This is a genomic window from Herbiconiux gentiana, from assembly GCF_024978135.1.
GTDB lineage: Bacteria > Actinomycetota > Actinomycetes > Actinomycetales > Microbacteriaceae > Herbiconiux > Herbiconiux gentiana.
Window position 1 is genome coordinate 102,892 of record NZ_JANTEZ010000001.1, and the last position, 26,918, is coordinate 129,809.

A 26,918-nucleotide genomic window follows, 5' to 3' on the forward strand; every position below is an offset into this window, starting at 1 on the left:
GAGGCAGTCGCACCGGTGCCGGGCACGCCGGCGGTGCCGGGTGCGCTGGCGGTGCCGGGTGCGCTGGCGGTGCCGGTCGAGACCATGTCGTCGGGGGTCGTCGCGCGGGTGATGCTCGAGTCGCCGCTGCCGCAGCTCGATCGGCTGTTCGACTACCTCGTGCCGCCGGCGCTGGTTCCGGATGCCCGTCCCGGCGTGCGGGTGAAGGTGCCCTTGCGCTCCGCCGGTCGCACGGCGCGGGGCTACATCATCGAGCTCGCCGCCCACGTGCCCGGGGAGCGCGCGCTGAGCGAGCTCGACGAGGTCGTGTCGTCGCTGCCCGTGCTGACCCCGGAGGTGTGGGTGCTCGCCCGACGACTCGCCGACCGCGCCGCCGGGAGCGCGTGCGACATCGTGCGGCTGGCCATCCCGCCGCGCTTCGTGCGGGTGGAGAAGGCGTTCGTGGCGAGGCAGGCCGCCGCGGCAGCCACAGCCGCAGGTGCCGACTCCGACTCCAACGCGGCGCGACCCCGTCACGCGCCCGGGGCGTTCGCGCTGACGGGCTACTCGGCCTCCGACGGTGCGCACCTCGCCGAACCCGGAGCCCGCAGCGCCATCGACGCCGTCGCCACGGTCACGGCGGTGCGCGCATCCGGAGACCAGATGCACACCGTCGGCCACTGGGCCCTCACCATCGCCGAGCTCGCCGTGGGGGTGCACCGGGCGGGGGAGTCGGTGATCGTCGCCGTGCCCGACTACCGCGACCAGCTGCAGGTCGAGCAGGCGCTCGAGAGCCTCGGGGCGGGCGACACGATCGTGCGGCTCGACGCCCGGCAGGCGCGCGGCGAGCGGTACGCGAACTTCCTCACGGCGCTCGACGGCTCGCCGCACATCGTCGTGGGCAACCGCTCCACGGTCTACGCGCCGGTGTCACGTCTCGGGCAGATCATCGTCTGGGACGAGGGGGACTCCCTGCAGTCCGAGCCGCACGCCCCCTACGTGCACGTGCGCGACGCCGCCCTGGTGCGCCAGGAGCAGTCGGGCTGTCGGCTGGCCTTCGTCTCGCACTCCCGCAGCACCGACATCGAACGGCTGGTCGAGCTCGGTTTCCTGCACCCGGTGTTCCCCACCCCGCGCCACCTGCCGCGCGTGCTGCCGACCGCCGAGCAGGACGACGCGGACGCCCCTCAGAACGCCGCCCGCATCCCCACGGCCGCGTGGCAGGCCGCCCGTCGCGCCCTCGAGCAGGGGCCGGTGCTCGTGCTGGTGGCCCGGCCGGGCTACGCTCCGGTACTCGCGTGTCAGAGCTGCGGGCATCCTGCTGCCTGCACCGTCTGCGGAGGGCCGCTGCACGTGCACCGGGCGGGGGAGCGGCCCTCGTGCACGCTCTGCGGGGCGATCGCGGCGAACTGGTCGTGCTCGCACTGCCACGGCACGACGTTCCGCTTCGCCTCGGTCGGGGCCGGCCGCACCGCCGACGAGCTGGGCCGGGCGTTCCCCGGCACCCGGGTGATCGTCAGCGACGGCGAGCGCCCGGTGCTCACGGTCGACGCCAAGCCGGCGCTCGTGGTCGCCACCCGCGGCGCCGAACCGGTGGCCGAGGGCGGCTACCGAGCCGTGCTGCTGCTCGACGGCCCGCGGATGCTCGCCCGGGAGTCGCTGCGCGTCGCCGAGGACTGCCTGCGGTGGTGGTCGAACGCCATCGCGCTGTCGGCCCCGCGGGCTCCGAACGTGCTCGTGGGGGTCGGCGGAGAGCTCGCGAAGGCCCTCGTCACCTGGCAGCAGGAGACGGTGGCCTCGGCCGAGCTCGCCGACCGCCGGGCGCTGCGCTTCCCCCCGGCCGTGCGGCTGGCGACCGTCACCGGGGCGGCCGACACCGTGGCCGGCGCGCTTGCCGAGCTGCAGAAGCTCGTGACCGAGGCCGAATGGGCGAAGATGGATACCCTGGGCCCGGTGCCCACGGGCGACGGCATGGTGCGCGCCATCGTGCGCTTCGACTACGCGATCGGGGCCTCGGTCGCCCGTCACCTGCGGGCGCTCGTGGTGAAGAACGCCACCACCCGGCGAGGCAAGACGGGCAGCGGCTCGGGCTTCCGGCCGCCGCCGACGCTGCGGGTTCGACTCGACGATTCGGAGATCATGGAATGAGACTCGTCTTCGCGGGCACCCCCGCCGTGGCCGTGCCCGCCCTGCGTGCCCTGGCGGCCCGGCACGAGGTGGCCGCCGTCGTGACGCGGCTCGACGCGCCGCTCGGACGCAAGCGGGTGCTCACCCCCTCGCCCGTCGCCGCGGCCGCCGAGGAGCTCGGTATCGAGGTGATCAAGGCGAACCGGCTCGACGACGAGGCGACCGCCCGGATCGCGGCCGTTGGCGCCGAACTCGGCGTGATCGTGGCCTACGGCGGGCTCGTGCGCGAGCCGCTGCTCAGCACACCCCCGCGTGGCTGGATCAACCTGCACTTCTCGCTGCTGCCGCGCTGGCGCGGGGCGGCTCCCGTGCAGTGGAGCGTCATCGCGGGCGACACCGTCTCGGGGGCGACGGTGTTCCAGCTGGTGCCGGGGCTCGACGCCGGGCCGGTGTTCTCGATGCGCTCGACCCCGATCGCCGCGCACGAGACCTCGGGCGGGCTGCTCGCCCGGCTGGCCGACTCGGGCGCCGAGCAGCTCGCTGACACGGTCGACGGCATCGCTGACGGCAGTCTCACCGCCGTCGAGCAGACGGGCGAGGTGACGCTCGCTCCCAAGCTGGGTCTAGCGGATGCGCGGCTCGACTTCACCGGCGACCTCGAGACGGTCTACGCCCGGCTGCGTGGTGTCACGCCCGAGCCCGGCGCGTGGTTCGAGCTCGACGGCCTGCGCGTGAAGGTGCTCGAGGCCTCGCCGGCGCGTGACCGCCCCCGACTCGCGCCCGGCGCCCTCGACGGATCCGGACGCACCCTGCACGTGGGCACCGCGACGGCGCCCCTGGAACTCCTGACGGTGCAGCCGGCGGGGAAGAAGCCCATGGCGGCCGCCGACTGGTGGCGCGGCGCGGGCGCGGAAGGACTGGTGGCACGATGAGCGACGACAGGCGACAGGGCGGCGGGAGCCGCGGCGGGGCGTCCGGCGGGTCGGGTTCCGGGCGCGGCGGTGCCGGGTCCGGCGGGTACGGACAGGGCGGCGAGCGCGGCGGTGCGTCCGGCGGGTCGGGGCGGCGGGGGCACGACGGCCGGCGCACCGGTGGCGGTGCGGGCGGCGGCGTGGGCGGGCGGCGCGGGCCCGAGCGGCGGAAGCCGGCGACACCCGCGCCGTCGAAGCCCGGCGTGGTGCAGGCCGCCCGGCGGGTGGCGCTCGAGGTGATCGCCGCCGTGCGCTCCGACGACGCCTACGCGAACCTGCTGCTGCCGGTGCGCATCGCCGACGCCCGGCTCTCGCCCGCCGACGCGGGCCTCGCGACCGAGCTCACCTACGGCACCCTGCGCCGGCGCGGCTACTACGACCGGGTGATCGAGCTCGCCTCCGGCCGGCCGATCGACGAGATCGACGGTGCCGTGCGCGACGTGCTCGAGCTCGGCGCCCACCAGCTGCTGTCGATGCGCGTCGCCCAGCACGCCGCCGTGAACGAGTCGGTGGAGCTCGCCCGAGCGGTCGCCTCCCGCTCGGCGACCGGCTTCGTCAACGGTGTGCTGCGCGCCATCACCCGCACCCCGGCCGAGGAGTGGCTCGGGCGCGTCACCGAGTCGGCGGAGTCCGACGACGATCGCCTTGCGCTGACCTCCTCGCACCCCGCCTGGATCGTGCGCGCCTTCCGCCGCGCTCTTGTCGCCGACGGCGTGCCCGAGAGCGAGGTCGATGCCGAACTCGACGCCCTGCTCGAGGCCGACAACACCCCGGCGCGGCTCAGCCTCGTCGCCCTGCCCGGCCTCGCCGACCGCGCGGCCCTCCAGCGCGATGCGACGGCCGCGGCACCCGCGACCGACGCAGTCACCGAGCCGGGCGCCACCGCCCCCGAGCCGGGCGCCGACCCCGAGGAGCTCGAGCTCGCCCTGGCGGCGGCCACCGACCCGGCCGACGACGACGGCAGCGGCTTCGACGCCGCCCCCGCCGCCTCGGGCACCGCCGTCGGCGACACGGCCCGCCGCGTGCCGACCGCCTTCGAGCCGGCCCCGCTCTCGCCGATCGGCCTCGTCGCCCCTACCGGCGACCCGGCGGCCATCCCCGCCGTGCGCGCGGGCACGGTGCGGGTGCAGGACGAGGGCTCGCAGCTCGCCGCCCTCGCCCTCACCCGCAGCCGGCCCGTCACAGCCGGCGAGCGCTGGCTCGACCTCTGCGCCGGCCCCGGCGGCAAGACCGCCGTGCTCGCCGCCGAGGCGGGTCTCGCGGGCGCCACGGTGATCGCGAACGAGCCGATCGCGGCCCGCGCCGGCCTCGTGCGTCGCGCCGTGGCCGCGCTGCCCGAGCCGCCCGAGGTCTGGGAGCGCGACGGGACCCGGCTGGGTCGCTCGACCGACGAGGGCTTCGACCGCATCCTGGTCGACGCGCCCTGCACCGGGCTCGGCGCCCTGCGCCGGCGCCCCGAGGCGCGCTGGCGCAAGACCCCCGCCGACGTCGCCGACCTCGTGGCGCTGCAGCAGCGGCTGGTCGACTCGGCCGTGGCCGCCCTGAAGCCCGGTGGCCTGCTCGCCTACGTCACCTGCTCGCCCCACGTCGCCGAGACGCGCGGCCAGGTGCAGGGCGCGCTGCGGCGCTGGCCCGACACCCTGGTGCAGCTCGACGCGCAGGAGGTGCTCCGGGAGATCACCGGCGGCGCCGTGCAGCTCGGCGGCGCCGATGCGGCCGTGCAGCTGTGGCCGCATCGCAACACCACCGACGCCATGTTCATCGCCCTGTTCGAGAAGCGCTAGCCGAGGTCGAGCGGTGCCCGACCACCCCTTCCGCGACCTCCTGCCGCTCGATCTGGGCGGCGGGCTGACCCTCGAGTTACGCACCCGGGACGGCGCGGCAGCGGCGCACGAGCTCACGATGCGCAACCTCGACCGGCTCCGGCAGTGGGAGCCCTGGGCCCAGCCCGCCCAGAGTCTCGCCGCCACCCGCGCCTTCACCGACTTCGTGCTGGCGCTGCACGAGCAGGGCAAGACCGTGCCGGCGCTGATCGTGCGGGACGGGCATCCGATCGGCAGCATCTCGCTGAAGATCGACCCCGCCACCGCGATCGGGGAGCTGGGCTACTGGATCGATGCCGCCCACGAGAGGCAAGGGGTCGTGACCCTGGCAGCCGCCGCGCTCTGCGACGCGGGCTTCGCGCGGGGGCTGGAGCGGCTCGAGATCCGCGCGGCAGCAGGCAACACCCGCAGCCGGGCCGTGGCCGAGCGTCTCGGCTTCCGCCTCGAGGGTGTGCTGCGCGAGGCGCTGCCGGTCGGCGCCACGCGGCACGACCTCGCCGTCTACGGACGGCTGCCGGCCGATGGCGCGACACCGGCGTCATCGGCACCGGCAACCGCACCGGCACCCGCAGAGGCGTCACCGCCCGGGTAAAGTCGCATCGTGGCCCTTCGCATCAACCCCAGCATCCTCGCCTCCGACTTCGCGAACCTGCAGAGCGAGCTCGGTCGCATCGCGAACGCCGACCTCGCGCACGTCGACGTGATGGACAACCACTTCGTGCCGAACCTCACGCTGGGATTCCCGGTGGTCGAGCGGCTGCAGGAGGTCTCGCCGATCCCGCTCGACATCCACCTGATGATCGACGCGCCCGAGCGCTGGGCGCCGCAGTACGCCGAGCTCGGCGCCTACTCGGTCACCTTCCACGCCGAGGCCGTCGGCCGGGAATCCGACCCGGTCTCCGTCGCCCGCAGCCTCCGTGAGCGGGGCGCCCGCGCGGGCCTCGCGCTCAGGCCCGGCACCGACGCCGAGCCGTTCCTCGAGCTGCTGCCCGAGTTCGACATGGTGCTCGTGATGACCGTCGAGCCCGGCTTCGGCGGCCAGTCGTTCATGCCCGAGACCATGCCGAAGCTCCGCACCCTCTCGCAAGCCGTGCGCGACTCGGGCCTCGACGTCTGGCTGCAGGTCGACGGCGGCATCAACGACGACACCATCGGCATCGCCGCGGAGGCCGGGGCCACCGTGTTCGTGGCCGGCTCGAGCGTGTTCGGTGCCGAGAACGCCGGCGCCCAGGTCGACCATCTGCGCGAGCTCGCGGCCGGACACGTCCACGGACACCGGTAGCCTTGATCCGTGAAGACTTTCGACGAGCTGTTCCTCGAGCTCAGCGCCAAGGCCACCGAGCGGCCTGAGGGCTCCGGCACCGTGCGCGAGCTCGACGCCGGCGTGCACCAGATCGGCAAGAAGATCGTCGAGGAGGCCGCCGAGGTGTGGATGGCGGCGGAGTACGAGTCCGACGAGAACACCGCCGAGGAGATCTCGCAGCTGCTCTACCACCTGCAGGTGCTGATGCTCGCCAAGGGCCTCACCCCGGCCGACGTCTACCGACATCTGTGATCTGAGCACGGCGACCGCCCAGACCACCTCCCACCGAAAGCACCCCTCACCCCCATGCTCAAGATCGCGGTGCCCAACAAGGGCTCCCTCTCCGAAACCGCCGCCCAGATGCTCGCCGAGGCGGGCTACCACGGCCGGCGCGACTCCCGTGAGCTCGTCGTCGCCGACCCGCGCAACGACGTCGAGTTCTTCTACCTCCGCCCCCGCGACATCGCGACCTACGTCGGCTCGGGCGCGCTCGACGTCGGCATCACCGGCCGCGACCTGCTGCTCGACTCCGAGTCGCCCGCTACCGAGACGGCCTCGCTCGACTTCGGCGAGTCCACCTTCCGCTTCGCCCGCCCCGAGGGCACGGCGATCGAGCTCGCCGACCTGAACGGCGCCCGCGTCGCCACCAGCTACCCGGGTCTCGTCGGCGCGTTCCTCGCGACCCACGGCATCACGGCCCAGCTCATCCGCCTCGACGGCGCGGTCGAATCCGCCGTGCGACTCGGGGTGGCGGATGCGGTGGCCGACGTCGTCTCGACGGGTGGGACCCTGCGCAAGGCCGGCCTCGAGATCTTCGGCCCGGTCATCCTCGAGTCGACCGCCGTGCTGATCAGCTCGGGCACCACCCACCGCGGAGCCGAGACGCTGCTGCGCCGCCTGCAGGGGGTGCTCGTGGCCCGCCAGTACGTGCTGATGGACTACGACGTGCCGGTCACCCAGCTCGACGACGCCTGCGCGCTCACCCCCGGCATCGAGTCGCCGACCATCTCGCCGCTGCACGACCCCGAGTGGGTCGCCGTGCGCAGCATGGTGCCCCGCCGCGACACCAACCAGGTGATGGACGACCTGTACGCCGTCGGCGCCCGCGCCATCCTCGTCAGTCCGATCCACGCGGCGCGCATCTGATGTCGCTCGCCGTCCGCGTCATCCCCTGCCTCGACGTGGCCGCGGGCCGCGTGGTGAAGGGTGTCAACTTCGAGAACCTGCGCGACGCGGGCGACCCCGTCGAGCTCGCGGCGCTGTACGCCGCGCAGGGTGCGGACGAGCTCACCTTCCTCGACGTCACGGCCACCGTCGACGACCGCGCCACGGTCTACGAGATGGTGCAGAAGACCGCCGAGCAGGTCTTCATCCCGCTCACCGTGGGCGGGGGAGTGCGCTCCGCCGATGACGTGGCGAAGCTGCTCGCGTCCGGTGCCGACAAGGTGGGCGTGAACAGCGCCGCCATCGCCCGCCCGCCGCTGCTGAACGAGATCGCCGACCGCTTCGGCGCCCAGGTGCTCGTGCTCTCGCTCGACGTCAAGCGCACCGCGGTGCCCGGCCGCACGCCGTCCGGCTTCGTAGTGACCACGCACGGCGGCCGCCGCGAGACCGAGCTCGACGCCCTCGACTGGGCGCGCGAGGCGATCGAGCGCGGTGCCGGCGAGCTGCTCGTCAACTCCATCGACGCCGACGGCACGAAGGACGGCTTCGACCTCGAGCTCGTGGGGCTGATGCGCGAGCTCAGCACGGTTCCCGTGATCGCATCGGGCGGCGCGGGGAAGGTCGAGCACTTCGGTCAGGCCATCGCGGCCGGCGCCGACGCCGTGCTGGCCGCCAGTGTCTTCCACCTCCGCGAGATGACGGTGGGCGACGTGAAGGACGAACTGCGACGAGAAGGGGTGGACGTGCGATGAGCACCGTCACCGAGACCGACGAGATCCTCAGCCGGGTGCACTTCGACGACAAGGGCCTGCTGCCGGCGATCATCCAGCAGCACGACTCGAAAGACGTGCTGATGCTCGGCTACATGGACGCCGAGGCGCTGCGCCGCACCCTCACCGAGGGCCGCGTCACCTTCTGGTCGCGCTCCCGGCAGGAGTATTGGCGGAAGGGCGACACCTCCGGCCACGTGCAGTACGTCAAGTCGGCGGCGCTCGACTGCGACGCCGACACCCTGCTCGTCGAGGTCGACCAGATCGGTGCGGCCTGCCACACCGGTGCCCGCCGCTGCTTCGACGTCGACCCGCTGAACCCCGAGGTGCTCGAGAGATCATGACGACCACGGCCACCACCTCCCGCGCCGAGTTCGACGCGCTGAGCGGCTCGCACCGCGTGCTGCCGGTGATCCGCGAGCTCTTCGCCGACGGCGAGACCCCGGTGGGCATCTACCGCAAGCTCGCCGACGGCCGCCCCGGCACCTTCCTGCTCGAATCGGCCGAGCAGGGCGGCATCTGGTCGCGCTTCTCGTTCATCGGCGTCTCGAGCTTCGGTCTGCTCACCGAGGCGGATGACCGTGCCGTCTGGCTCGACCTCGGCCTCCCGGCCGACCGCGTCTTCCCGGCGGGCCTTCCCGACGGGCCGCTCGACGCCGTCTCGGCGCTGTACGAGCACTGGAAGACCCCGGCCGTGCCCGAGCATCCGCCCCTCACCGGAGGCCTCGTCGGCTTCATCGGCTGGGAGACCGTGCGCCAGCTGGAGCGCCTGCCGAACCGGCCGCCGCGCGAGTACCGCATGCCGAGCCAGGGCCTGTCGTTCGTCTCGGAGATGGTGGTCGTCGACCACCTGCAGGGAACGGTGCAGCTGCTGGTCGCCGTGCTCACCGACGGCGACACGCCCGCCGACGGGCTCTGGGCCGACGCGCAGGCGCGCCTCGACGAGCTGCAGCGTGGCCTCGGCGGCCCGTCGGAGGCCTGGCTCGCGCAGGCCGACTTCGGCATCGCGGGGGAGCCGCGGCATCGCACCGAGCGCGACGACTTCCTCGGCGCGATCGAGGTGGCGAAGGAGCACATCCGCGAGGGTGACATCTTCCAGGTCGTCATCTCGCAGCGCTTCGAGCTGGACTGCCCCGCGCATCCGCTCGACGTGTACCGGGTGCTGCGCACGCTGAACCCGAGCCCCTACATGTACCTGCTGACGCTCGTCGACGCCGACGGCGAGCCCTACCAGATCGTCGGCTCGAGCCCCGAGGCGCTGGTCAAGGTCGAGAAGGGCCGGGCGCACACGCACCCGATCGCCGGCTCGAAGCCCCGCGGAGCCACGCCGCACCACGACCTCGAGCTCGAGCAGGAGCTGCTCGGCGACGACAAGGAGCGCGCGGAGCACCTGATGCTCGTCGACCTCGCCCGGAACGACCTGCTCAAGGTCTGCGAGGCCTCGAGCGTCGAGGTCACCGAGTTCATGCGGGTGGAGCGGTTCAGCCACATCATGCACATCGTCTCCTCGGTCGAGGGGCAGCTGCGCGACGGGGTCGACGCCATCGACGTGTTCAAGGCGACCTTCCCGGCCGGCACGCTGTCGGGTGCGCCCAAGCCGCGGGCACTCGAGATCATCGACGAGCTGGAGCCCGCCCAGCGCGGACTCTACGGCGGCGTCGTCGGCTACTTCGGCTTCGGCGGCGACGCCGACCTCGCCATCGCCATCCGCACGGCGACCATCGTCGACGGCGTGGCGCGGGTGCAGGCGGGTGGCGGGCTCGTCGCCGACTCCGACCCGGCGAGCGAATTCCAGGAGTCGCAGAACAAGGCGGCGGCGCCGCTTCGCGCGGTCGCGATCGCGAACGCCATGACCCGGGTGCGCTGATGAGCGACGCCGCCGCCCCGGGCGAGCCGTCGGCCGACGCCCCGGGCCGCTCGGGCAGGCGCCTGAAGTCGGGCACCATCCTCCTGGTGCTCGCCCTCAGTGCGCTCACCTTCCTCGCCTGGTCGCAGTCGTGGGGCACCCTCGAGCTCGTCGGCGGTACGGTCACCGAGGGCACGCTCGACGTGCCCGGCTCGGTCGCCGCGCCCGCGCTCTCGGCGCTCGGTCTCGCCGGCATCGCCCTCGCGGGGGCGCTCGCGATCGCCGGGCCGATCGTGCGACTCGTGCTCGGCGCCCTCGAGATCCTGCTCGGTGCGAGCGTCGTCTGGTCGGGAGTGCTCGCGCTCACCGATCCGGTCGCCGCCGGAGCCTCGGTCGTCACCACGAGCACGGGGGTCGCCGGCACGTCGTCGATCCGCGAGCTCGTCACGGTCGGCAGCAGCAGCCCGTGGCCCGCGGTCGCCGTGGCGCTGGGCATCCTGATGGTGCTCGCCGGGCTCGCCGTGATCGTCACCGTGCGCCGCTGGCCGGCCTCGAGCCGCAAGTACCAGGCCGTCACCTTCGAGTCGGCCGACGGGCGCCAGAGCTCGAACCCGGCCGAGCTGTTCGACGACGACTCCGCCGAGGTCTCCGCCCGGCCGGTGACGGATGCGCGTCCCGCCCGCCGCCCCGCCGAGAACGCCCGCGACGCCGCCGTCGACAGCTGGGACGACCTCAGCCGCGGCACCGACCCCACCCGCTAGCCGGGCATCCGCCCGACCAGGCGGCCCGGACCGACCGGGTAGACTCGACACGACCCGATCGATTGAGACAGGAAGAGGATCGATGAGCCACGAAGAAGACGAAATGGGCGAAGGCCACTCGCTCGCCGCCTGGACCGGCGTGATCATCGCGCTCGTCGGCATCGCCATCGGCACGGTCGCCTTCTTCTTCGACGTGCAGTGGCTCGTCTGGGCCGCCGCCGGCGTCACGCTCATCGGCTTCCTGGCCGGGTTCATCCTGTCGCGCCTGGGCTACGGCGTGCGCGGAGCCAAGACGCTCCAGAAGGAGCACTGACCCGGTGCTCGCCGATCTCGTAGCCGGAGCGCTCGAGGACGCCGAGGAGCGCCGCCGCACGCGGAGCCTCGCCGAGGTGGAAGCGGCGGCCACGGCCCGGACGGCGGCGCTCGACGCACTCGCCTTCCTGAAGCCGGCCGAGCGGGTCAAGGTGATCGCCGAGGTCAAGCGCGCGAGCCCCTCGCGCGGTGCCCTGGCGTCGATCCCCGACCCCGCGCTCCTCGCGGCGTCCTACGCCGAGGGCGGGGCGAGCGCCATCAGCGTGCTCACCGAGGGCCGCAAGTTCAAGGGGTCGCTCGCCGACCTCGAGGCCGTGCGTGCCCGCGTCGACGTACCGGTGCTCCGCAAGGACTTCATCGCGACCGAGTACCAGGTGCTCGAGGCGCGCGCCGCCGGAGCCGACCTCGTGCTGCTCATCGTGGCCGCCCTCGACCAGCCCGCCCTGCAGCACCTGCACGACTTCGTGCTCGAGCTCGGCATGACCCCGCTGGTCGAGACGCACGACGCCGTCGAGGTCTCGCGGGCCGTCGACCTGGGCGCCCGCCTGGTCGGCGTGAACGCCCGTGACCTCACCACCTTCGAGCTCGACCGCGACCTGTTCGGCCGCCTCGTCGAGCGCATCCCTGCCGGCACGATCACGGTGGCCGAATCCGCCGTGCTCGGTGTCGCCGACGTCGCCCACTACCGCTCGGCCGGCGCCGACGTGGTGCTGGTCGGCGAAGCCCTCGTCACGGGGCCCGATCCTGTGGCGACACTGAAGGAGTTCCTCTCCGTATGACCGACACACGCACCTCCCTCCGCGCCGAGACCGGCCCCTTCTTCGGGGAGTTCGGCGGCCGATTCATGCCCGAGTCGCTGATCGCGGCGCTCGACGAGCTCGACGAGGCCTACCAGCTCGCCAAGCTCGACCCCGAGTTCCACCGCGAGCTCGCCGAGCTCGGCCGCAGCTACACGGGCCGGCCGTCGATCCTCACCGAGGTGCCGCGGTTCGCGAAACACGCCGGCGGCGCGCGCATCATCCTGAAGCGCGAAGACCTCAACCACACGGGCTCGCACAAGATCAACAACGTGCTCGGCCAGGCCCTGCTCGCCAAGCGCATCGGCAAGCACCGCCTGATCGCCGAGACCGGTGCCGGTCAGCACGGTGTCGCCACCGCGACCGCCGCCGCCCTGTTCGGCATGGAGTGCGTCGTCTACATGGGCGAGGTCGACACCGAGCGCCAGGCGCTCAACGTCGCCCGCATGCGCCTGCTCGGCGCCGAGGTCATCCCGGTGAAGAGCGGAACCCGCACCCTGAAAGATGCGCTGAACGAGGCGTTCCGCGACTGGGTCGCGAACGTCGAGTCGACGCACTACCTGCTCGGCACGGTCGCCGGCCCGCACCCGTTCCCGGCGATGGTGCGCGACTTCGTCAAGGTCATCGGCGAGGAGGCGCGTCAGCAGATGCTCGACCTCACCGGCGCGCTGCCCGACGCGGTCACGGCCTGCGTCGGCGGCGGCTCGAACGCCATCGGCATCTTCCACGCCTTCCTCGACGACACCTCGGTGGGCCTCTACGGTTACGAGGCCGCCGGCGACGGCGTCGACACCCTGCGCCACGCCGCGACGATCACCAAGGGCCGCCCCGGCGTGCTGCACGGCTCGCGCAGCTACATGCTGCAGGACGAGGACGGCCAGACGCTCGACTCGCATTCGATCTCGGCCGGGCTCGACTATCCGGGCGTCGGCCCCGAGCACGCCTGGCTGTCGTCGATCGGGCGGGCGAACTACCTCCCGGTCACCGACACGGCAGCCATGGAGGCCTTCCGGCTGCTCTGCACGACCGAGGGCATCATCCCCGCCATCGAGTCGGCCCACGCCCTGGCGGGCACGATCGAGCTCGGCCGTGAGCTCGGCCCCGACGCCACCATCCTCGTCTCGCTCTCCGGGCGCGGCGATAAGGACGTCGAGACCGCGGGCCGCTACTTCGACGTGCTCGACGAGAACGGGAACGCGCGGGTATGAGCGACACCACCGTGAGCCCGGTCGCCTCGACGATCGCGGCGGCCAAGGCCGAGCGGGCGGGGGCCCTCGTCGGCTACCTGCCGGTCGGCTTCCCCAGCCTCGACGCGAGCGTCGACGCGGCCGTCGCCCTGGTCGAGAACGGGGTCGACGTGCTCGAGCTCGGGCTGCCCTACTCCGACCCGGTGATGGACGGCCCGGTCATCCAGGCCGCCACCGTCGCCGCCCTCGAGGCAGGGGTTCGCCTCCGCGACGCCTTCACCGCCGTGGAGCGCATCCGCTCGCGTGTCGACGCCCCGGTGCTCGTCATGACCTACTGGAACCCGGTGCTGCAGTACGGCGTCGACCGTTTCGCCGACGACCTCGTCTCGGCGGGCGGCGCCGGGCTGATCACCCCCGACCTCACCGTCGACTCGGGTGCCGACTGGCTCGCGACGAGCGACCGCACCGGTCTCGATCGCGTCTTCCTCGCCGCACCGACCTCGACCGACGAGCGCCTGCGCCTCGCCGTCGACTCCAGCCGCGGCTTCGTCTACACGGTCTCGACCATGGGCATCACGGGCGCCCGCGCCGACCTCGGCACCGCGGCCCGCGCCCTGGTGGCACGTCTCCGCGAGCAGGGCGCCGACAGCCTCGCGGTCGGCATCGGTGTCTCGACGGCCGACCAGATCGCCGAGATCCTGAGCTACGCCGACGGCGCCATCGTCGGCTCGGCCCTCGTCAAGGCGCTGTCCGACGGGGGAGTGCCGGCGGTCGCTCGGCTCGCGGCCGAACTGGCCGAGGGCACCCGCCGCTGAGCCGATGACCGGTCTTCACCCCAGCCTGGGTTAGAATCGAGCCGACACGTGATCGGGACACGGGCCGAGGGGCGAGGAAGCCTCCGGGCTCCCCGAGATCGAGGCAGTCGACCCGAGCGCCACAAGTGAAATCGGAGCGAAGCCGACCCGCGCAACCACCACAGCACCAGGCGCGGGAGGCCGACACCTCGCAGGCTTGAACGCGACGAGGAATCCCTGATATCCATGGGCCATAGGCGTCCCAGTTCCCTAAGAATGACGTAGAGGACGGTTCTCTATGGCCGATCAGCCCGCATCCCAGTCCCGCTCCCACGCGGTGCCCTTCAGCGCGCTCCCGATGGCCCAGGGTCTGTACGACCCCGCCGACGAGAAAGACGCGTGCGGCCTCGCGATGGTCGCCACGCTCCGCGGCACGCCGGGTCACGACATCATCGACACGGCGCTCGACGCGCTCCGCAACCTCGAGCACCGCGGTGCCGTGGGCTCCGACGCCGGCACCGGCGACGGCGCGGGCATCCTGACCCAGATCCCCGACGAGTTCCTGCGCGCCGTCGCCCCCGTCGAGCTGCCCCCCGTCGGCCGCTACGCGGTCGGCAACGCCTTCCTGCCCCTGCACGCCCGCGAGCGCCAGGAGATCATGGACCGCATCCGCGAGCTCGCCGCCGAGGAGGACCTCGCGGTGCTCGGCTGGCGCGAGGTGCCCGTGCGGCCCGACGAGCTCGGCCGGCTCGCCCGCGAGGCCATGCCCTCGATCTGGCAGCTCTACCTGCAGTCGACCCGCACCACCGAGTCGGGGGCGACCCTCTCGGGCATCGCGCTCGACCGGCAGACCTTCCGGCTGCGCAAGCGCATCGAGCTGCAGCACGAGGTCTACTTCATGTCGCTGTCCAGCCGCACCATCACCTACAAGGGCATGGTGACCACGCTCCAGCTCGAGCCGTTCTACCCCGACCTCTCCGACGAGCGCTTCGCCTCGAAGCTCGCCCTCGTGCACTCGCGGTACTCCACCAACACCTTCCCGTCGTGGCCGCTCGCGCAGCCGCTGCGCATGATGGCGCACAACGGCGAGATCAACACGGTGCAGGGCAACCGCAACTGGATGCGCGCCCGGCAGTCCCAGCTCGAGTCCGAGCTGCTCGGCGACCTGTCGCCGCTCTACCCGATCGTCACGCCGGGCCTGTCCGACTCCGGATCGTTCGACGAGGTCGTGGAGCTGCTCACCCTCGCCGGCCGCTCGCTGCCGCACGCGATCATGATGATGGTGCCCGAGGCATGGGAGAACCAGGCCGACTTCGAAGACGCCCGCCGCGCCTTCTACGAGTACCATTCCATGCTCATGGAGCCGTGGGACGGCCCGGCCGCTCTCATCTTCACCGACGGCACGCTCGCGGGCGCCACGCTCGACCGCAACGGGCTGCGCCCCGGCCGGTACCTCATCACCGACGACGGGCTCGTCGTGCTCGCCAGCGAGATCGGCGTCTTCCCCGACGTCGACCCCTCGCGCGTGGTGCGCAAGGGGCGCCTGCGCCCCGGCAAGATGTTCCTCGTCGACACGGCCGCCGGCCGCATCATCGAGGACGACGAGATCAAGTCGGGACTCGCCACCGCCGAGCCCTACGGCGAGTGGCTCGACGAGGGCCGTATCAACCTCCGCGACCTGCCGGAGCGGGAGCACATCGTGCACACGCCCGCCTCCGTCACGCGTCGCCAGCGCATCTTCGGCTACACGCAGGAGGAGGTGCGCATCCTGCTCGCCCCGATGGCGAAGAACGCGGCCGAGCCCCTCGGTGCGATGGGCTCCGACACCCCCATCGCGGTGCTCAGCGACCGCCCGCGCCTGCTCTTCGACTACTTCACGCAGCAGTTCGCGCAGGTCACGAACCCGCCGCTCGACTCCATCCGCGAAGAGGTCGTCACGAGCCTCCGCCTCGGTCTCGGCCCCGAGCGCAACCTGCTCGACGCCACGCCGGAGCACACCCGCCAGGTCGTGCTCGACTTCCCGGTGCTCGACAACGACGAGCTCGCGAAGATCCAGCACATCGACCCGTCGTCGGGCAGCCGTCTGACGACGACGCTGCACGGCCTGTTCCGCGTCGACGAGGGCCCGAAGGCCATGCAGAACCGCATCGCGGCGATGTGCGCCGAGGCCGACGAGGCCATCGAGAACGGCGCGCAGTTCCTCGTGCTGAGCGACCGCGACTCGAACAAGGACTTCGCGCCCGTGCCGTCGCTGCTCATGCTCGCCGGCGTGCACCACCACCTCATCCGCAAGCAGACCCGTATGAAGGTCGGCCTGATCGTCGAGGCCGGCGACGTGCGCGAGGTGCACCACGTCGCGCTGCTGATCGGCTTCGGCGCCTCGGCCGTGAACCCCTACCTCGCCATGGAGACCTGCGAGAACCTGGTGCGCTCCGGCAGCCTCACGGGCATCACCCCCGAGAAGGCCGTCAAGAACGTGATCAAGGCGCTCGGCAAGGGTGTGCTCAAGATCATGTCGAAGATGGGCATCTCCACCGTGTCGTCGTACGCGGGCGCCCAGACCTTCGAGGCCGTCGGGCTCGCTCCCGAGTTCGTCGCAGAGTACTTCACCGGCACCGCCACGAAGCTCGGCGGCGTCGGCATCGACGTCATCGCGGCCGAGAGCGCGGCGCGCCACCGCCAGGCCTACCCGGAGGACGTGGCCATCGTGGCGCACGAGCCCCTGGCCGTCGGCGGCGAGTACCAGTGGCGCCGCGAGGGCCCGCCCCACCTGTTCAACCCCGACACGGTGTTCCGCCTGCAGCACGCCACGCGCGCGCGCCGGTACGACATCTTCCGCGAGTACACCAAGCTCGTCGACGACCAGGCCGAGAACCTCATGACGCTCCGCGGCCTGTTCAAACTGCGAACGGATGCGCGGCCGTCGGTGCCGATCGACGAGGTCGAATCGGTCGAGTCGATCGTCAAGCGCTTCTCCACCGGGGCGATGAGCTACGGCTCCATCTCCCAGGAGGCGCACGAGACGCTCGCGATCGCCATGAACCGCCTCGGCGGCAAGTCGAACACCGGCGAGGGCGGAGAGGACGTCGACCGGCTGCTCGACCCCGAGCGCCGCAGCGCCATCAAGCAGGTGGCCTCGGGCCGGTTCGGTGTGACGAGCATGTACCTCACGCACGCCACCGACATCCAGATCAAGATGGCGCAGGGCGCGAAGCCCGGTGAGGGCGGCCAGCTGCCCCCGACCAAGGTCTACCCCTGGGTCGCGCGCACTCGGCACGCCACCGCGGGCGTCGGCCTCATCTCGCCGCCGCCGCACCACGACATCTATTCGATCGAAGACCTCAAGCAGCTGATCTTCGATGTCAAGCGCGCCAACCCCGAGGCCCGCGTGCACGTCAAGCTCGTCTCGCAGAACGGCATCGGCGCGGTCGCGGCCGGCGTCACGAAGGCCCTGGCCGACGTGGTGCTCGTCTCGGGCCACGACGGCGGAACGGGTGCGAGCCCGCTGAACTCGCTGAAGCACGCCGGCACCCCGTGGGAGATCGGCCTCGCCGAGACCCAGCAGACGCTGATGCTGAACGGAATGCGCGACCGCGTGGTGGTGCAGGTCGACGGCCAGATGAAGACCGGCCGCGACGTGATCGTGGGCGCGCTGCTCGGGGCCGAGGAATTCGGTTTCGCGACCGCGCCCCTGGTGGTCGAGGGCTGCATCCTGATGCGGGTCTGCCACCTCGACACCTGCCCGGTGGGTGTGGCGACGCAGAACCCCGAGCTCAGGGCCCGCTTCTCGGGCAAGCCCGAGTTCGTCGTGAACTTCTTCGAGTTCCTCGCCCAGGAGGTGCGGGAGTACCTCGCCGAGCTCGGCTTCCGCTCGCTCGAGGAGGCCGTGGGCCACCACGAGCTGCTCGACGTCAACGCGGCGATCGAGCACTGGAAGACCGACGGCCTCGACCTCAGCCCCGTGCTGGTCGGCCCGGCCTTCGCGCCCGACGAGCCCCGCAGCAACCACCGGAAGCAGGAGCACGAGCTCGAGAAGCACTTCGACAACCGCCTCATCCACGAGGCCGCCGCGGCGCTCGAGCACGGCGAGCCGATCGCGATCACCCTCCCCATCCGCAACACCGAGCGCGCCGTCGGCACCATGCTCGGCCATGAGGTCACGAAGCGGCACGGCGAGCAGGGTCTGCCCGACGGCACGATCCAGATCACGCTGCTCGGCTCGGCCGGTCAGTCGCTGGGAGCGTTCCTGCCTTCGGGCATCACGCTGCGGCTCGAGGGCGACTCGAACGACTACGTCGGCAAGGGTCTCTCGGGCGGGCAGATCATCCTGCGCCCCGACCGCAGGTCGGTGTTCCCCGCCGAGCGCAACGTGATCGCGGGCAACGTGATCGGCTACGGCGCCACCCAGGGCAGCATGTTCCTGCGCGGCATCGTGGGCGAGCGGTTCCTGGTGCGCAACTCGGGCGCGACCGCGGTCGTCGAGGGCGTGGGCGACCACGCACTGGAGTACATGACCGGCGGGCTCGCGGTGATCCTCGGCTCCACCGGGCGCAACCTCGGCGCCGGCATGTCGGGCGGAACCGCGTACGTCTACGAGCTGAACCCCGAGCGGGTGAACGCCGACTCGCTGTCCTCCGGTGAGCTGCAGCTGCTGCCGCTCGGCGGCGCCGACATCGAGATCGTGCGCGACCTGCTCGAGCGCCACGAAGCCGAGACCGGGTCTCCGCTCGCCGCACGCCTTCTGGCCGACTTCGACGGCACCGTCGCGAAGTTCGTGAAGGTGCTTCCCCGTGACTACGCCGCCGTGCTCGCCACCCGGCAGACGGCGGTCGAAGAAGGACTTGACCCCGACGGAGACGTCGTCTGGGGCCGGATTTTGGAGGTGACAGGTGGCTGATCCCAAGGGCTTCCTGAAGACGCCGGAGCGCGAGCTCCCCAAGCGCCGCCCGGTCTCGGTGCGGCTGATGGACTGGAAAGAGGTCTACGAGCAGGGCGACGCCGCGACCACGCGCCGCCAGGCGGGTCGCTGCATGGACTGCGGCATCCCGTTCTGCCACCACGGCTGCCCGCTCGGCAACCTGATCCCGGAGTGGAACGACCTCACCTGGCGCGACGAAGGCCGTGCGGCCATCGAGCGCCTGCACGCCACGAACAACTTCCCCGAGTTCACGGGCCGGCTCTGCCCGGCCCCGTGCGAGTCGGCGTGCGTGCTCGGCATCAACCAGCCGCCGGTCACGATCAAGCAGGTCGAGGTGTCGATCATCGATCAGGCCTTCGCGAACGGCTGGGTGCAGCCGCACCCGCCCGAGCGGCTGACGGGCAAGACGGTCGCCGTCGTCGGCTCCGGCCCCGCGGGACTCGCCGCCGCCCAGCAGCTCACCCGCGCCGGCCACACCGTCGCGGTCTACGAGCGCGACGACCGCATCGGCGGGCTGCTGCGGTACGGCATCCCCGACTTCAAGATGGAGAAGAAGCACCTCGAGGCGCGATTGACCCAGATGATGGCCGAGGGCACCCGCTTCCGCGCCGGCATCGAGATCGGCAAAGACCTGTCCTGGGCCGACCTCCGTGCGCGTTACGACGCCGTGATCGTCTGCACCGGCGCCACCGTGCCGCGCGACCTTCCCGTCCCGGGCCGTGACCTCGACGGCGTGCACTTCGCCATGGAGTACCTCGTCCAGCAGAACAAGGTCGGCGCGGGCGACGACATCCTCGGCCAGATCGACGCCGAGGGCAAGCACGTGGTCGTGCTGGGCGGTGGAGACACCGGAGCCGACTGCATCGGCACCGCGCACCGTCAGGGCGCTCTGTCGGTGACGAACCTCGCCATCGGCAAGCAGCCGCCGGCCGAGCGTCCCGAGAACCAGCCCTGGCCGATGTCGCCGCAGCTGTTCGAGGTCGCGAGCGCCCACGAGGAGGGCGGGGAGCGCCGCTTCCTGGCCTCCACCGTCGAGTTCCTCGCGAACGACTCGGGCGAGGTGCGCGCCATCCGCGTCGCCGAGACCGAGTTCGTCGACGGCCGCCGCGTGCCCAAGGCGGGCACCGAGCACGAGATCCCGGCCGACCTGGTGCTGCTCGCCCTGGGCTTCACCGGAGCCGAGAACGAGCACCTCGACGGCCAGCTCGGCACGCGCTTCGACGGCCGCGGCAATATCGAGCGAGCGGGCGACTACCAGAGCACCCACCCGGGTGTGTTCGTCGCCGGCGACGCCGGCCGCGGCCAGTCGCTGATCGTCTGGGCGATCGCCGAGGGGCGCGCCGCCGCCTCCGCCGTCGACCGCTACCTGGAGGGCGACACCGAGCTGCCCTTCCCCGTCAAGCCGACCGACCGCGCCATCGCGGTCTGATAGCCTCCACCGGGACTTCCTCCAGGTTCCCCACGACCTCCACCTCCACCACCACCACATGCGCCTCCCGGCGCAGAACACGGAGCAGTTGACACAGATGAGACGCGCCAAGATCGTCGCCACCCTCGGGCCGGCGACGTCGACCTACGAAACCATCAGGGCCATCATCGACGCGGGCGTCGACATGGCCCGCATGAACCTCAGCCACGGCAGCTACGACGTGCACGAATCCGTCTACAAGAACGTGCGCCAGGCCGCAGCCGACTCCGGCCGCGCCGTCGCGGTGCTCGTCGACCTGCAGGGTCCGAAGATCCGTCTGGGCAAGTTCGAGAACGGCCCGTACGACCTCGCCGAGGGTGACATCTTCAAGATCACCGTCGAGGACATCATCGGCAACCGCGAGATCTCCTCCACGACCTTCAAGGGTCTGCCCCAGGACGTCAAGCCGGGCGACCCGCTGCTGATCGACGACGGCAAGGTCACGCTCCGCGTGCTGGAGACCGACGGCACCGTGGTCACCACGGTCGTCGAGGTCCCGGGCGCCGTGTCGAACAACAAGGGCATCAACCTGCCCGGTGTCGCGGTGAACGTTCCCGCCATGAGCGAGAAGGACATCGCCGACCTGCGCTGGGGCCTGAAGCTCGGCGCCGACTACATCGCGCTGTCCTTCGTGCGCGACGCCGCCGACGTGGTCGAGGTGCACCGCATCATGGAGGAGGAGGGCCGCCGCGTCCCCGTCATCGCCAAGATCGAGAAGCCGCAGGCCGTCGACAACCTCGAGGAGATCATCGACGCCTTCGACGGCATCATGGTCGCCCGCGGTGACCTCGGTGTCGAGCTGCCGCTCGAGGCCGTGCCGATCGTGCAGAAGCGCGCCGTCGAGCTGTCCCGCCGCATGGCGAAGCCCGTCATCGTCGCCACCCAGGTGCTCGAGTCGATGATCTCCTCCCCGCGCCCCACCCGCGCCGAAGCCTCCGACTGCGCCAACGCGGTGCTCGACGGCACCGACGCGGTCATGCTCTCGGGCGAGACCAGCGTCGGCGAGTTCCCCGTCATCACCGTGCAGACGATGGCGCGCATCATCGAGTCCACGGAAGACCACGGCCTCGAGCGCATCCCCGCGCTCGGCACGAAGCCCCGCACCCAGGGCGGCGCGGTCACCCTCGCCGCCGCCGAGGTCGGCGACTTCGTGGGCGCGAAGTTCCTCTGCGTGTTCACCGAGTCGGGCGACTCGGTGCGGCGCATGACGCGGCTGCGGTCGAGCATCCCCATCCTCGGCTTCACGCCGGAGCCGGGCATCCGGGACCGCATGGCGCTGAGCTGGGGCGTGCAGTCGTACCTCGTCGACCGCGTGACGCACACCGACGAGCTGATGGGCCAGGTCGACGACGTGCTGCTCGGCCTCGGCCGCGCGCAGATCGGCGACAAGGTCATCGTCATCTCCGGGTCCCCTCCCGGAGTGGCCGGCACCACCAATGACATGCGCGTGCACGTCATCGGCTCGGCGCACAACCCGCTGGTGCCCGAGAAGTTCGACAACTAGCACGCGACACGGCACCCGAGGTCATACCTCAGGATTCGGCCAGGATTCGATCAGTGTTCGATCGATTCCTGGCCGTTCGCTGTTTCCGGGTGCAGGCGGGGCGATAGATTTCGGATGCCCTGCAGCACTCGTGCGGGGGCTGCACCCTTGCACCCGTGGCAGTCCCCGCACCTCCGCTCTCCCGAGCGGTTCGGCCGGGCATCCGTCGACCGTGCGACACCGCGACCGAAAGATCACCTCATGCCTCGTCAGACCCTCGTCCTCCGCACCGCGGGCATCGCCGCGGCCCTCGCGACCGTCGTCGCCCTCTCGGGCTGCTCCACGATCATGCCCTTCTTCGGCGTGCAGCCGACCGCGCCCGGCGCCGCCGGTTCGGCCGGAGCCGCCGGAGCGGGAGCGGGCGCCACCGGGGCCAAGGATTCGACGACCGCCGACCTCGGAGCCAGCACCACCGACGGCGCGCTGCAGTTCGCCTCGGTCTTCACCGACATGGGCTCGGTGCACCCCACGGTCGACATCGCCGACCAGCTGCAGCTGAAGCTCGACGTCTGGACCGAGCAGAAGACGCACGACTGGACGCCCATGGCCGACAAGCGGTTCTCGTTCGTGATCGGCGTCTACGACAACAAGGTGCCGGCCGAGGCCCCCTTCGACCAGAAGCGTCGCGTCTACATGTCGAACATCACGGTGACGGCCAAGACCACCACCGTCTCGGGCGCCGTCGAGACCGCGTACACCCTCAACAACGACCCGCTGAAGATCACCCTCGACCCCGAGGCGCTGCGCTCGGAGCAGGGGCTCGGGCTGCTGATCACCTCGCCGAAGGGCGGCTTCCAGCTGGAGTCGCAGCAGATCGGCGTCGTCGCCGACGACACGCTCGGCATGATGCTCGACTTCGCGTTCCAGGTCTCGTACGAGACGGCGCCCCTCGCGAACACCTACATGACGCAGGTCGTGCACCAGTACGTGCCGGTGGCGATCTTCTCCGAGGCCGACGCCGTGGCGGCGAAGGCCGTGCCGACCCCCACCGCGACGCCGACGCCGATCCCCGCGGGCTAGGCGAGCCCTTCTATCGCCGGCCGCCCGACCGTCGCGGGCCCTTCGAGGGCCGCGGATCGCCCGACCGTCTCGATCAGCGCCTGGGCCAGCACCTCGCCGAGCAGCGTGGTGCCCGACGCCCGGTCGAGGAAGGACCGGGCCCGGTCGTCCAGCACACCGCGGCGCGTCACGTTGATGACGAGCTCGCGCACGGCCTCGCGACGGGCGGGGGACAGGGCGCCGACGATCGCGTCGGCCTCGACCAGCAGCTCGTGTCGCATCCCGGCCTCTAACGCTTCGGCGTGATGCCCTGGGCACCCCGCGGGAACGTGGCGATCACGTCCTCGGGGATGTTCAGGTGCGCCGCCACGAGGGCCGGCGGCAGGTGGCTCAGCCAGTTCGCCAGCGACACCTCCTCGTAGTGGTCGCTCTTGAACGTCTCGAGGAAGACGAGCTGCTCGTCGCCCGTGTTCTCGACGTAGTGGCCGAAGTTGCGGCGCACCACCCCCACGTCGCCCGCCTTGAAGTCGGTGGTGTTGGCGTGCGGGCCGGTGTTGAACACGGTCATCCGCCCCTGGCCGCGCAGGTAGTACTGCCATTCGTCGGCGTTGGGGTGCCAGTGCAGCTCGCGCATCGCGCCCGGTTCCAGGGTCACGAGGGCGGCGGCCACGGTGGTGGCGGCGGGGAAGTTGGTGCTGTCCGCGATCCGGATGCTCCCGCCGCTGTTGCTGTGCACGGGCTCCGAGCGGCCGAGCCGGTAGATCACGGGTTCGGTCGCGCCCCAGGTGACGCCCGCGGCCGCCTGGTCCTTCTCGAGCTCGCCCGGCACGTCGCCGGGGAAGATCCACAGGTTGTGCAACGGGATGTCCTTGAACACCTCCTGGGCCACGCCGAAGTTCTTCGCGAGCACCTCGGGGGGTGTGTGCGCGAACCAGTCGGTGATCAGCAGCGTGTTGCTCTCCGACTGAGCTCCGTCGTCGAAGGCGAGCACGAACTCCGCCCCGTCCGGTCCGAGCCCCTGCAGGGAGTGCGGGAGGCCGGCCGGGAAGTACCAGAGGTCGCCCTCCTCGACGTCCTCGACGCTCGGCAGGCCCTCCCGGCTGAGCGTGGTGACCCGGCAGCGTCCGCGGGTCATGATCGCCCACTCCGCCGTCTGGTGCCAGTGCAGCTCGCGGATGCCGCCGGCTTCGAGGTACATGTTGACCCCCGAGATCTCGTCCGAGATCGCGAAGTCCTGCTGGGTGACCTCGCGCGCCCAGCCGCCGCGCTGCACCCGGCGGGGCGAGATGTTGAAGCTGCTCCAGAAGAAGGCCTGGGTGCTGATGTCGGTGCCCGGAGCATCCATCTGATTCGGGAACTGACTCTCGAGCGCCGTGTTCTGCGGGCCCGTCATCACCAGGCTCGCCGGGTCGTCGACCACGTTCGACTCGCCCTCCTGGGGAAGGTCGGGGTCTCCCAGGCTCGGGGTCTCGTGGTGCGGCGCCGATGCCGTGTCGTCTGCCATGTCGGTTCTCCCTGTCTCGAACGGTCTGATCCTCCCCATGCCATCACCGGCACCGGGCGAGCTGAAGGGACTCGTGACTCATCCTGTTGCGGCAGTTGTCGAAAGCGTGCCGGCTGTTGGTTGTCGATGCCGATGTCGGTGCCGGTGCCGATGTCGATGTCGGTGCCGATGTCGGCTGTCGGTGTCGGCTAGGCCCGGTCCTCGACCCACGAGCCGATCAGGCCGTCGCGCACCTCCAGCGCCGCGAACGGCGCGCCCTGATCCGGCTCGTCGCCTCCGCTGTGCAGCAGCACGAACGGTTCGAGCACGACCACCCGCCGGAGATCCACGGAGCGACGCCGGAACACCGATCCGCGCCGAAGCACCCGGGCCACCGCCGCGCGGCCGTCGAACGCGGCCCCGGAGATGCAGCGCAGCCGCGCATCCGTCACGAAAAGAGCCTCGAACCTCGTGGCGTCGGGGAAGTGGATCAGCTGGAGGGCGTCCCGCGCGAGCAGCTCGAGCTCCAGCGCGCTGATGGAGTGCACGATCGAGGTCACCGGGTCCGCATTCATCTGTGCCCTCTCCTCTCAGGTGGTGCGGCGGATGCGCGGCAGGGCGACGAGGGCTGCTGCCGTCGCGACGACGAACGCGACCAGGGGGCCGGCACCCAGCGCCAGGTGCAGGACCGCGGTGGCGACGACCGCTCCCGCCGGGACCGCGGCGATCGACAGCAGCCGGAAGAGCTGGCCGGCGTCGTGACGTTCGGCGAGGTCCTGCATGGTGGTGGTGAGCGAGCCGGTGACGTAGGTCGTGGTGATGCCGTCGATGTCGCTCAGACGCTTCGCGGCCACGGTCTGCAGCGCGAGGGCGCCCGCCGACAGGGCGATCACCGCGCACTGCACCGCCACGTCGGGAGCCGCCCCGGTCGCCAGCCAGACCACGACGACCACACCCTGCGCGGCCGAGGACGGCACGAGCAGGCGCCGCACCAGCCGTCGGTGGTCGCCGGCGAGCACCTGGCCGCGGCTGTGCCGGAAGCCCAGGTAGAGCACGACGGCGAACGAGGCGACGGCGACCAGCGCGCAGAGGGCCGTCCGCAGCCAGCCCGGGCGGGTGAACATCGCGGCGAGCACGAGGTTGCCCGTCATGTTCGCGGTGAAGGTGCCGCTGAGGGCCAGGAAGGCGAACGCATCCGCCGCCCCCGCTGCGAACGACAGCATGACGAGCGCGAGGTGCAGCCGTGCACTGGGTGCTGTCGTCATCCCGATCCCTCCGACTCCGGTGGGGACACAGTAGGACGGGTGGGGGCCGACGCGGTACGGACGACTGTCGACTCGGGATGCGACAGATCGCGGATCTCGAGGACGCCCGCTCGAGCGCCGTACCGGTGGTGGGACTCGAACCCACACGCCCTTTCGGACAGCGCATTTTGAGTGCGCAGCGTCTGCCATTCCGCCACACCGGCCTGCTACGAGCGAGCTCAAGAATACCGTAGGGTTGAAACGTGACTGACCAAGAGCCGACGACAGCAGTGCCCCGCCGCGTAGTGGTGGCCGAAGACGAGTCCCTGATCCGCCTCGACATCGTCGAGATCCTGCGTGACAACGGGTTCGACGTCGTGGGCGAGGCCGGCGACGGTGAGACCGCGGTGGCCCTGGCCACCGAGCTGCGTCCCGACCTGGTCATCATGGACGTGAAGATGCCCCAGCTCGATGGCATCTCGGCGGCCGAGCGCCTCTCGAAAGACCACATCGCGCCCGTCGTTCTGCTCACCGCGTTCAGCCAGAAGGAGCTCGTCGAGCGGGCCACCGAGGCCGGCGCCCTGGCCTACGTCGTGAAGCCCTTCACGCCCAACGACCTGCTGCCCGCGATCGAGATCGCCCTCTCGCGCTACGCCCAGATCATCACGCTCGAGTCCGAGGTCGCCGACCTCGTCGAGCGCTTCGAGACCCGCAAGCTCGTCGACCGGGCCAAGGGCCTGCTGAACGAGAAGATGGGGCTCACCGAGCCCGAGGCCTTCCGGTGGATCCAGAAGGCGTCGATGGACCGCCGGCTCACCATGCACGACGTGGCGCAGGCCATCATCGAGCAGCTGTCGCCGAAGAAGTAGGGCTCTCACCCTTCTCGTCGGCTAGTACGCCGGTCTTCGGCTACTTCTGCTCGAAGACCTGCTGGGGCCGTCGCTCCTTGATGATGTTCGTGATGCGCACCGTCGAGAGGCGGCGGCCCTTCTCGTCGTCGATCTCGATCTGATGCGTCGCGAGGCTCCTGCCGAGGTGGATGGCCGTGCAGGTGCCGATCACCCAGCCCTCGGTCGCCGAACCGGAGTGGCTGGCGTTGATCTCGATGCCCATGGCCACCTTGGTGGGGCCCGCGTGCAGGTTCGCGGCGGTCGATCCGAGGCTCTCGGCCAAGACGACGTAGGCCCCGCCGTGCACGAGACCGAGCGGTTGCGTGTTGCCCTCGACGGGCATCCGCGCCACCGACCGCTCGGCACTGAGCTCGAGGAACTCGATGCCCATCTTCTCGGCCAGCGTGCCGATGCCGCGGTAGCCGAACACCGACATCACGTCGATCGGGAGGGCCTCGGCGGTGCTCGCGGGGGCCGTGTCGGGGCGTGGTTCCTCGAGGGATTCTGGCTGCGTCATCGGTGTGGAATCCTGTCTCGAA

25 protein-coding genes and 1 tRNA gene are annotated in these 26,918 nt (G+C 71.6%); 20 read left to right on the plus strand and 6 right to left on the minus strand.

All coding sequences use genetic code 11. The features are described 5' to 3' along the window. The first annotated feature begins 15 nt into the window (after positions 1-15). The 19 genes from NVV95_RS00470 (at position 16) to NVV95_RS00560 (ending at position 22,783) form a co-directional block, all read left to right on the plus strand. Positions 16-2,127 carry a primosomal protein N' family DNA-binding protein gene (locus tag NVV95_RS00470; protein WP_310796042.1) on the plus strand — a complete coding sequence of 704 codons (2,112 nt, stop codon included), beginning with the start codon at positions 16-18 and terminating at the stop codon, positions 2,125-2,127. Further along, positions 2,124-3,038 carry a methionyl-tRNA formyltransferase gene (fmt, locus tag NVV95_RS00475; RefSeq protein WP_259484582.1) on the plus strand — a complete coding sequence of 305 codons (915 nt, stop codon included), beginning with the start codon at positions 2,124-2,126 and terminating at the stop codon, positions 3,036-3,038. The genes NVV95_RS00470 and fmt overlap by 4 nt, the downstream gene beginning before the upstream one ends. Then, positions 3,035-4,861 carry an RsmB/NOP family class I SAM-dependent RNA methyltransferase gene (locus NVV95_RS00480; RefSeq protein ID WP_310796043.1) on the plus strand — a complete coding sequence of 609 codons (1,827 nt, stop codon included), beginning with the start codon at positions 3,035-3,037 and terminating at the stop codon, positions 4,859-4,861. Before fmt ends, NVV95_RS00480 begins: the two co-directional genes overlap by 4 nt. A gap of 13 nt (positions 4,862-4,874) precedes the next feature. Further along, a complete protein-coding gene (locus NVV95_RS00485; protein ID WP_259484583.1) occupies positions 4,875-5,492 on the plus strand; it encodes a GNAT family N-acetyltransferase in 618 nt (205 codons plus the stop codon). Positions 5,493-5,501: 9 nt separating this feature from the next. After that, positions 5,502-6,182, plus strand: coding sequence for a ribulose-phosphate 3-epimerase (gene rpe, locus NVV95_RS00490; protein WP_259484584.1), 681 nt, complete (start codon positions 5,502-5,504; stop codon positions 6,180-6,182). A 9-nt stretch (positions 6,183-6,191) separates the two neighbouring features. Beyond that, positions 6,192-6,455: a phosphoribosyl-ATP diphosphatase gene (locus NVV95_RS00495; protein ID WP_259484585.1), complete on the plus strand. Its 264-nt coding sequence runs from the start codon at positions 6,192-6,194 to the stop codon at positions 6,453-6,455. 54 nt (positions 6,456-6,509) lie between these two features. After that, on the plus strand, positions 6,510-7,349 hold the full coding sequence (gene hisG / locus NVV95_RS00500) for an ATP phosphoribosyltransferase (protein ID WP_259484586.1): 840 nt from the start codon (positions 6,510-6,512) through the stop codon (positions 7,347-7,349). Continuing rightward, entirely contained in the window at positions 7,349-8,119 is a 771-nt protein-coding gene (gene hisF / locus NVV95_RS00505) for an imidazole glycerol phosphate synthase subunit HisF (protein ID WP_259484587.1), read from the plus strand. The genes hisG and hisF overlap by 1 nt, the downstream gene beginning before the upstream one ends. Next, positions 8,116-8,481, plus strand: a complete 366-nt coding sequence (hisI, locus tag NVV95_RS00510; protein ID WP_259484588.1) for a phosphoribosyl-AMP cyclohydrolase — start codon at positions 8,116-8,118, stop codon at positions 8,479-8,481. Before hisF ends, hisI begins: the two co-directional genes overlap by 4 nt. Further along, on the plus strand, positions 8,478-10,004 hold the full coding sequence (locus NVV95_RS00515) for an anthranilate synthase component I (protein ID WP_259484589.1): 1,527 nt from the start codon (positions 8,478-8,480) through the stop codon (positions 10,002-10,004). The genes hisI and NVV95_RS00515 overlap by 4 nt, the downstream gene beginning before the upstream one ends. Beyond that, positions 10,004-10,744, plus strand: coding sequence for a Trp biosynthesis-associated membrane protein (locus NVV95_RS00520; RefSeq protein WP_259484590.1), 741 nt, complete (start codon positions 10,004-10,006; stop codon positions 10,742-10,744). Before NVV95_RS00515 ends, NVV95_RS00520 begins: the two co-directional genes overlap by 1 nt. An 82-nt stretch (positions 10,745-10,826) precedes the next feature. After that, complete coding sequence (locus tag NVV95_RS00525; protein WP_173181022.1) at positions 10,827-11,057, plus strand: DUF6704 family protein; 231 nt, start codon at positions 10,827-10,829, stop codon at positions 11,055-11,057. A 4-nt stretch (positions 11,058-11,061) separates the two neighbouring features. Then, a complete protein-coding gene (trpC, locus tag NVV95_RS00530) occupies positions 11,062-11,835 on the plus strand; it encodes an indole-3-glycerol phosphate synthase TrpC (protein ID WP_259484591.1) in 774 nt (257 codons plus the stop codon). Further along, positions 11,832-13,061, plus strand: a complete 1,230-nt coding sequence (gene trpB, locus NVV95_RS00535; protein WP_259484592.1) for a tryptophan synthase subunit beta — start codon at positions 11,832-11,834, stop codon at positions 13,059-13,061. The genes trpC and trpB overlap by 4 nt, the downstream gene beginning before the upstream one ends. Next, positions 13,058-13,855, plus strand: coding sequence for a tryptophan synthase subunit alpha (trpA, locus tag NVV95_RS00540; protein WP_259484593.1), 798 nt, complete (start codon positions 13,058-13,060; stop codon positions 13,853-13,855). The genes trpB and trpA overlap by 4 nt, the downstream gene beginning before the upstream one ends. Positions 13,856-14,132: 277 nt before the next feature. Then, positions 14,133-18,731 carry a glutamate synthase large subunit gene (gene gltB / locus NVV95_RS00545; protein ID WP_375163769.1) on the plus strand — a complete coding sequence of 1,533 codons (4,599 nt, stop codon included), beginning with the start codon at positions 14,133-14,135 and terminating at the stop codon, positions 18,729-18,731. After that, a complete protein-coding gene (locus NVV95_RS00550) occupies positions 18,724-20,181 on the plus strand; it encodes a glutamate synthase subunit beta (RefSeq protein WP_259484594.1) in 1,458 nt (485 codons plus the stop codon). The genes gltB and NVV95_RS00550 overlap by 8 nt, the downstream gene beginning before the upstream one ends. 97 nt (positions 20,182-20,278) lie before the next feature. Further along, positions 20,279-21,724, plus strand: a complete 1,446-nt coding sequence (pyk, locus tag NVV95_RS00555) for a pyruvate kinase (RefSeq protein WP_259484595.1) — start codon at positions 20,279-20,281, stop codon at positions 21,722-21,724. A 240-nt stretch (positions 21,725-21,964) separates the two neighbouring features. Beyond that, on the plus strand, positions 21,965-22,783 hold the full coding sequence (locus NVV95_RS00560; protein ID WP_259484596.1) for a hypothetical protein: 819 nt from the start codon (positions 21,965-21,967) through the stop codon (positions 22,781-22,783). Here the strand turns inward: NVV95_RS00560 and NVV95_RS00565 are convergent. The 5 genes from NVV95_RS00565 to NVV95_RS00585 all read right to left on the minus strand — a co-directional run bounded on the left by NVV95_RS00565 (position 22,780) and on the right by NVV95_RS00585 (position 25,713). Beyond that, complete coding sequence (locus tag NVV95_RS00565; RefSeq protein ID WP_259484597.1) at positions 22,780-23,043, minus strand: hypothetical protein; 264 nt, start codon at positions 23,041-23,043, stop codon at positions 22,780-22,782. The two genes, NVV95_RS00560 and NVV95_RS00565, sit on opposite strands and share 4 nt — an antisense overlap. Positions 23,044-23,051: 8 nt before the next feature. Next, complete coding sequence (locus tag NVV95_RS00570) at positions 23,052-24,266, minus strand: cupin domain-containing protein (RefSeq protein ID WP_259484598.1); 1,215 nt, start codon at positions 24,264-24,266, stop codon at positions 23,052-23,054. 188 nt (positions 24,267-24,454) lie between these two features. Further along, positions 24,455-24,820: a hypothetical protein gene (locus tag NVV95_RS00575; protein WP_259484599.1), complete on the minus strand. Its 366-nt coding sequence runs from the start codon at positions 24,818-24,820 to the stop codon at positions 24,455-24,457. Between the two features lie 15 nt (positions 24,821-24,835). Beyond that, a complete protein-coding gene (locus NVV95_RS00580) occupies positions 24,836-25,510 on the minus strand; it encodes a YoaK family protein (protein WP_259484600.1) in 675 nt (224 codons plus the stop codon). A gap of 120 nt (positions 25,511-25,630) precedes the next feature. Then, a tRNA-Leu gene (locus tag NVV95_RS00585) sits at positions 25,631-25,713 on the minus strand. 39 nt (positions 25,714-25,752) lie between these two features. Here NVV95_RS00585 and NVV95_RS00590 point away from each other — a divergent pair. Then, on the plus strand, positions 25,753-26,358 hold the full coding sequence (locus NVV95_RS00590) for an ANTAR domain-containing response regulator (protein WP_092552903.1): 606 nt from the start codon (positions 25,753-25,755) through the stop codon (positions 26,356-26,358). A 40-nt stretch (positions 26,359-26,398) separates the two neighbouring features. Here the strand turns inward: NVV95_RS00590 and NVV95_RS00595 are convergent, their stop codons facing one another. Continuing rightward, entirely contained in the window at positions 26,399-26,815 is a 417-nt protein-coding gene (locus NVV95_RS00595; protein WP_259485189.1) for a PaaI family thioesterase, read from the minus strand. Positions 26,816-26,918 lie beyond the last annotated feature (103 nt).

Bases quoted from the DNA above. Each gene is read 5' to 3' on its own strand.
- NVV95_RS00480 (WP_310796043.1), top strand. From the start codon at position 3,035: ATGAGCGACGACAGGCGACAGGGCGGCGGGAGCCGCGGCGGGGCGTCC.
- fmt (WP_259484582.1), top strand. From the start codon at position 2,124: ATGAGACTCGTCTTCGCGGGCACCCCCGCCGTGGCCGTGCCCGCCCTG.
- trpB (WP_259484592.1), top strand. From the start codon at position 11,832: ATGACCGACACACGCACCTCCCTCCGCGCCGAGACCGGCCCCTTCTTC.
- pyk (WP_259484595.1), top strand. From the start codon at position 20,279: ATGAGACGCGCCAAGATCGTCGCCACCCTCGGGCCGGCGACGTCGACC.
- trpA (WP_259484593.1), top strand. From the start codon at position 13,058: ATGAGCGACACCACCGTGAGCCCGGTCGCCTCGACGATCGCGGCGGCC.
- hisI (WP_259484588.1), top strand. From the start codon at position 8,116: ATGAGCACCGTCACCGAGACCGACGAGATCCTCAGCCGGGTGCACTTC.
- hisF (WP_259484587.1), top strand. From the start codon at position 7,349: ATGTCGCTCGCCGTCCGCGTCATCCCCTGCCTCGACGTGGCCGCGGGC.
- NVV95_RS00520 (WP_259484590.1), top strand. From the start codon at position 10,004: ATGAGCGACGCCGCCGCCCCGGGCGAGCCGTCGGCCGACGCCCCGGGC.
- NVV95_RS00595 (WP_259485189.1), bottom strand. From the start codon at position 26,815: ATGTCGGTGTTCGGCTACCGCGGCATCGGCACGCTGGCCGAGAAGATG.
- NVV95_RS00560 (WP_259484596.1), top strand. From the start codon at position 21,965: ATGCCTCGTCAGACCCTCGTCCTCCGCACCGCGGGCATCGCCGCGGCC.
- NVV95_RS00525 (WP_173181022.1), top strand. From the start codon at position 10,827: ATGAGCCACGAAGAAGACGAAATGGGCGAAGGCCACTCGCTCGCCGCC.
- NVV95_RS00515 (WP_259484589.1), top strand. From the start codon at position 8,478: ATGACGACCACGGCCACCACCTCCCGCGCCGAGTTCGACGCGCTGAGC.
- hisG (WP_259484586.1), top strand. From the start codon at position 6,510: ATGCTCAAGATCGCGGTGCCCAACAAGGGCTCCCTCTCCGAAACCGCC.
- NVV95_RS00580 (WP_259484600.1), bottom strand. From the start codon at position 25,510: ATGACGACAGCACCCAGTGCACGGCTGCACCTCGCGCTCGTCATGCTG.
- gltB (WP_375163769.1), top strand. From the start codon at position 14,133: ATGGCCGATCAGCCCGCATCCCAGTCCCGCTCCCACGCGGTGCCCTTC.
- NVV95_RS00570 (WP_259484598.1), bottom strand. From the start codon at position 24,266: ATGGCAGACGACACGGCATCGGCGCCGCACCACGAGACCCCGAGCCTG.
- NVV95_RS00575 (WP_259484599.1), bottom strand. From the start codon at position 24,820: ATGAATGCGGACCCGGTGACCTCGATCGTGCACTCCATCAGCGCGCTG.
- NVV95_RS00565 (WP_259484597.1), bottom strand. From the start codon at position 23,043: ATGCGACACGAGCTGCTGGTCGAGGCCGACGCGATCGTCGGCGCCCTG.